Below are 4761 nucleotides of genomic sequence, written 5' to 3'. Positions count from 1 at the left end.
GTTCCGCCTGGTGGTCGGCTCGCACCTGTCGTACACCATCGCCCCCGCCGTGGAGTTCGCCCGCGGCCTGCCCCCGCAGGTCGGCATCGCCGTGAACCCCGGGGGAGTGGTGGGCCTTCCGCTGCCGCCGGAGGGGGTCGCCGAGCTGTGCCGGGCCGGCCGCACCCAACTGGACGGACCCGCCTCGGGCGGCCGGGTCCGCCTCTTCGAGCCGGACTGGCAGGACGACCCGATGGACTTCCTGGCGGCGGCCTCGGCGGAGTTCGCGGCGATCGGCGTGGTCGCCACGGCCCGCCGCTGCCTGGCGGCGATCGAGACGGCCGACCCGGTGATGTTCGTGGGCGTCGAACTCTCCCAGTGGGAGGGCGACCTGCGCGCCCTGCCCCTGGAGGCCCTCGGCAAGGCGCTGGGACGGGTCCCGGTGCCCTGGCCGGTCAACCTGGTCCTGCTGGACGTGGCGGACGACCCGGTCGCCCACTGGATGCGGGACCACGTGCGCCCCTTCTACCAGTACGGCCACTGAAGCCTCTCTACCAGTGCGGCCGGTGAAGCCTCCTTTCCCGCGCGGCCGGACCCGCACCCGCGCACGGACCATCGGCCCCCACCCCCTGGGCGCTTAAGCTGTCCCCAAACGCGGGGCAAGCTCCACACGCGGGGCGACGAACGAAGGGGCGGTAACACGTGAGCGCCAGCGGCACCGCGGCGACCGGACAGGTCGAGCACATGCTGCGCCAGGTAACCCCCGGGCGCTACGACGCCTACGAGGCACTCCTCCGCGCCCTCGCCACACCCGCCTCCGGCCAGATCTGGATGCTGCTCTGGCACGGCCAGTCCGGCTCCCCCGACGCCCAGTACGGGAACATGGAGGTGGAAGGGCACGGCTACGCCCCCTGCGTGACCTCCGCCCAGGAGCTGTCGGCCAGTGGCTGGAACCGCTCGTACGAGGTGGTCGACGGCGTCGACGTGGCCCGCACCCTCTACCCCGACCACTTCGGCCTCTGGCTCAACCCGCACGCCCCGGGCGGCGGGGTCGGCATCCCCTGGCTGGACCTGCGCCGCATCGCCACGGGCCTGGACCGGCAGCCGGCCGGTCCGCTGCGGCTGGCCGAACCGACCATCGAGATCCCGCAGTTCTACGCCCTGCTGTCGCAGAACGCCCACCGTACGCCCGCGGTCCGCTCGTTGCGCCGCGCCTGGGTGCAGCCGGCGCTCGGGGCACCGTACCTGGCGATCGGCCTCGACGTGTACGACACCTCGCCGCCGGCGGTGGACTCGGTGCGGGCGATGATGCAGCAGTCGATCGGCGCGGTGCCGGACGGCCTGCCGGTGTCCACCGTGGCCATGACCGACGAGTACGACCCGGTCGTGCTGTGGATGAGAGCGGCGGCCCGCCCGTTCTACGACCGCGAGGCCCACGCGGCCCTCCCCCCGGCCCCGGCGGCCGGCTACGGCTACCCACCCGCGCCCGGCGGTTACTGACAACGTCGCCGGGCGGTCGCGACGTGCCCGAGACGACGTGATCCAGATCATTCCCGCCCGGCGAATGTGGTGCTTTGGCCGCCCGTGCGACGACTTGCCGCCTTTGTCCTTGTCCGGCAGGCGTTACCCGACGTTCGGATAACGAAACGCCTTGCTCGTATCACGGTTGCGCATCCATTCGCCGCCAACTCTGGCAACGAGTCGCCAGAGCGTTGAAGACTCGCGCTTCATGGGGTGTTCAACCCTGCCCAGCAGAGAGCGATCATGCCGCTACCAGCGGCAAGTGCAAGCCGGCTACAGCCGGTTGAGAGGGGTCCCTGCCAGATGACGGCACCATTGCACGAGCCGACCGCGGAAGCGGCCCCGAGTGCGGCCGAAGAAGCGGCGCTTGCCACCGCCGGTGAGAAGGCCGTGCAGGGGCGTTCCCTGGGCCGGATCGCCTGGGAGCGCCTGAAGCGCGACAAACTCGCCCTCACGGGCGGCGTCGTCGTGCTCCTCCTCATCCTGGTCGCCGTCCTCGCCCCAGTGATCGCCAACCTGGTCGGGCAGGATCCGGACACCTTCCACGAGAGCCTGATCGACCCTCTGTTCGGCACGCCCAAGGGGTCGTTGGGCGGCATCAGCGGCGACCATCTGCTGGGCGTCGAGCCCGTGAACGGTCGCGACATCTTCGCGCGGATCCTCTACGGCGCCCAGATCTCGCTCCTCGTCGGCTTCCTGTCCGCTGTCGTCGCCGTCGTGCTCGGCACGGTTCTCGGCATCCTGGCCGGCTTCTTCGGCGGCTGGGTCGACTCGGTGATCAGCCGCGTCATGGACGGTCTGCTGGCCTTCCCGCAGCTGCTCTTCATCATCGCGCTGGTCTCCGTGATGCCGAACGAGATGCTGGGCCTGAGCGGATCCAGCGTGCGTGTGTTCGTGATGATCCTGGTCATCGGCTTCTTCGGCTGGCCGTACATCGGCCGTGTGGTGCGCGGCCAGACCCTCTCGATGCGTGAGCGCGAGTACGTCGAGGCCGCCCGATCGCTGGGCGCCGGGCGCTTCTACATCCTGTTCAAGGAACTGCTGCCCAACCTGGTCGCGCCGATCATCGTCTACACGACGATGATGATCCCCACCAACATCCTCACCGAGGCGGCACTCAGCTTCCTGGGCGTGGGCGTCAAGCCGCCCACGTCCTCCTGGGGGCAGATGCTCTCCACCGCGATCGACTACTACGACTCGGACCCCATGTACATGGTCGTGCCCGGCGTGGCGATCTTCATCACCGTTCTGGCCTTCAACCTCTTCGGCGACGGCGTGCGGGACGCGCTGGACCCGAAGGGCTCCCGCTGAACCGCCTTACCCAAGCCTCCCGTGCCATCTACACGGGGTCTCTCATCAAATCCGGAGGATCCGAGATCGTGACTACCCAACGCACCTCAGGGCGGCGTAAGCAGGCGCTGGCCGCTGCTGCCGCGGTCGCCGGCATGCTGGCCATGGCGGCGTGCGGCGGCGGCAGCGACAACAGCGGTTCGAAGAACGGCGCCGCCGGCTTCGACGCGGCGAACAACAAGGTCGCCCAGGCCTCACTGGTCAAGAAGGGCGGCACGCTCAAGTTCGTCAGCACCCAGGACGCCGACTTCTGGGACACCACTCGCGGCTACTACGGCTTCATGTGGGACTTCTCGCGCTACTACAGCCGTCAGCTGCTCACGTACAAGACCGAGCCGGGTGCCGCGGGAGCCGAGCTCACGCCGGACCTCGCCTCCGACATGGGCCAGGTCTCCTCCGACGGTAAGACGTACACCTTCCACCTGCGGGACGGCATCACGTGGGAGGACGGCAAGACCATCACCTCCCAGGACATCAAGTACGGCATCGAGCGCGTCTGGGCGCAGGACGTGCTGTCCGGCGGTCCGATCTACCTCCAGCAGATGCTCGACCCGAACAACACCTACAAGGGTCCGTACAAGGACACCTCCAAGGACCACCTCGGCCTGAAGGCGATCTCCACGCCCGACGCCAAGACGATCGTGTTCCACCTGCCGAAGCCGAACTCCGACTTCCGTCAGGTCCTGGCGATGGTCACGGCCTCTCCGGTCCGCCAGGACAAGGACACCAAGGCCAAGTACACGCTGCACCCGTTCTCGTCCGGCCCGTACAAGTTCCAGTCGTACAGCCCGGGCAAGGGGCTGGTCCTGGTCCGCAACACCAGCTGGAAGGCGTCCTCGGACCCGGTCCGCAAGGCGTACCCGGACAAGATCACGCTGGACATCTCGTCCAACCAGAGTGACGCGGACCAGCGTCTGATCAACGGCGACTACGACATCGACGCCAGCCAGACGGGACTCGGCCCGCAGGGCCGCACCACCGCTCTGAAGCAGCACAAGGCCAACCTGGACAACCCGGTCTCCGGCTTCATCCGCTACGCGGTCTTCCCGCAGAGCGTCAAGCCGTTCGACAACATCGAGTGCCGCAAGGCCGTCATCTACGCGGCCGACCACGTGTCGCTGCAGACCGCGCGCGGCGGCCCGATCGCCGGTGGTGACATCGGTACCAACATGCTGCCGCCGTCGATCGCCGGTGGCGAGGGCCAGAAGTACGACCCGTACGGCATCTCCGGCAAGAACAAGACCGGCAACGACGCCCTGGCCAAGCAGGCGCTGAAGGCCTGCGGTCAGCCGAACGGCTTCAAGACCACCATCGCCGTCCGCAACAACAAGCAGCAGGAGGTGGCCACGGCCACGTCCCTGCAGGCGGCGCTGAAGAAGGTCGGCATCACCGCCGACATCTACCAGTACGACGGTTCGCAGAGCTCCGGCATCATCGGCTCTCCCTCGAACGTCGCGAAGAAGAAGCTCGGCATCATCATCATGGGCTGGGGCCCGGACTTCCCGACCGTCCAGGGCTACGGCATCCCGCTGTGGAGCAGCAAGTACATCCTGCAGAGCGGTAACAACAACTTCGCCCTGATCAAGGACAAGACGATCGACGGGCTGTTCGACCAGTACACCACCACGCTGGACGACTCGAAGAAGACGCAGATCGCCACGGAGATCAACCACAAGGTCAGCGAGGGCGCGTACTACCTGCCCTTCACCTTCGAGCGGCTCCTGAACTGGCGCTCCTCGCGTATCGGCAACGTCTACACGACGAACGCGTACAGCGGCTACTACGACTTCGTCAACATCGGTCTGAAGTCCACGAAGTAATCCCGGCACACCCGCCGTACGGCACGAAAGGCAGGTGAAGGCCGGCGCGGCGGGACCGCGGGCCACCGGAAGACCTCCGGCGGTCCGCGGC

General features: G+C 68.1%; 4 protein-coding genes. All 4 read left to right on the top strand.

The features are described from left to right. Positions 1-523 (top strand): enhanced serine sensitivity protein SseB C-terminal domain-containing protein (locus ABZ646_RS40240; RefSeq protein WP_360530821.1); only part of this gene is annotated, 523 nt, incomplete at its 5' end. Between the two features lie 158 nt (positions 524-681). Next, positions 682-1479, top strand: coding sequence for an enhanced serine sensitivity protein SseB C-terminal domain-containing protein (locus tag ABZ646_RS40235; protein WP_360530818.1), 798 nt, complete (start codon positions 682-684; stop codon positions 1477-1479). Positions 1480-1803: 324 nt separating this feature from the next. Continuing rightward, positions 1804-2811, top strand: a complete 1008-nt coding sequence (locus tag ABZ646_RS40230; RefSeq protein ID WP_360530815.1) for an ABC transporter permease — start codon at positions 1804-1806, stop codon at positions 2809-2811. 68 nt (positions 2812-2879) lie between these two features. Beyond that, a complete protein-coding gene (locus ABZ646_RS40225) occupies positions 2880-4670 on the top strand; it encodes an ABC transporter substrate-binding protein (protein WP_360530812.1) in 1791 nt (596 codons plus the stop codon). Positions 4671-4761 lie beyond the last annotated feature (91 nt).

It is taken from the genome of Streptomyces sp. NPDC007162 (assembly GCF_040634175.1).
Lineage (GTDB): Bacteria > Actinomycetota > Actinomycetes > Streptomycetales > Streptomycetaceae > Streptomyces.
Note: the sequence above shows the minus strand (reverse complement) of the source record. Positions and strands in the feature narration are given on the sequence as shown.

Bases quoted from the DNA above. Each gene is read 5' to 3' on its own strand.
- ABZ646_RS40230 (WP_360530815.1), top strand. From the start codon at position 1,804: ATGACGGCACCATTGCACGAGCCGACCGCGGAAGCGGCCCCGAGTGCG.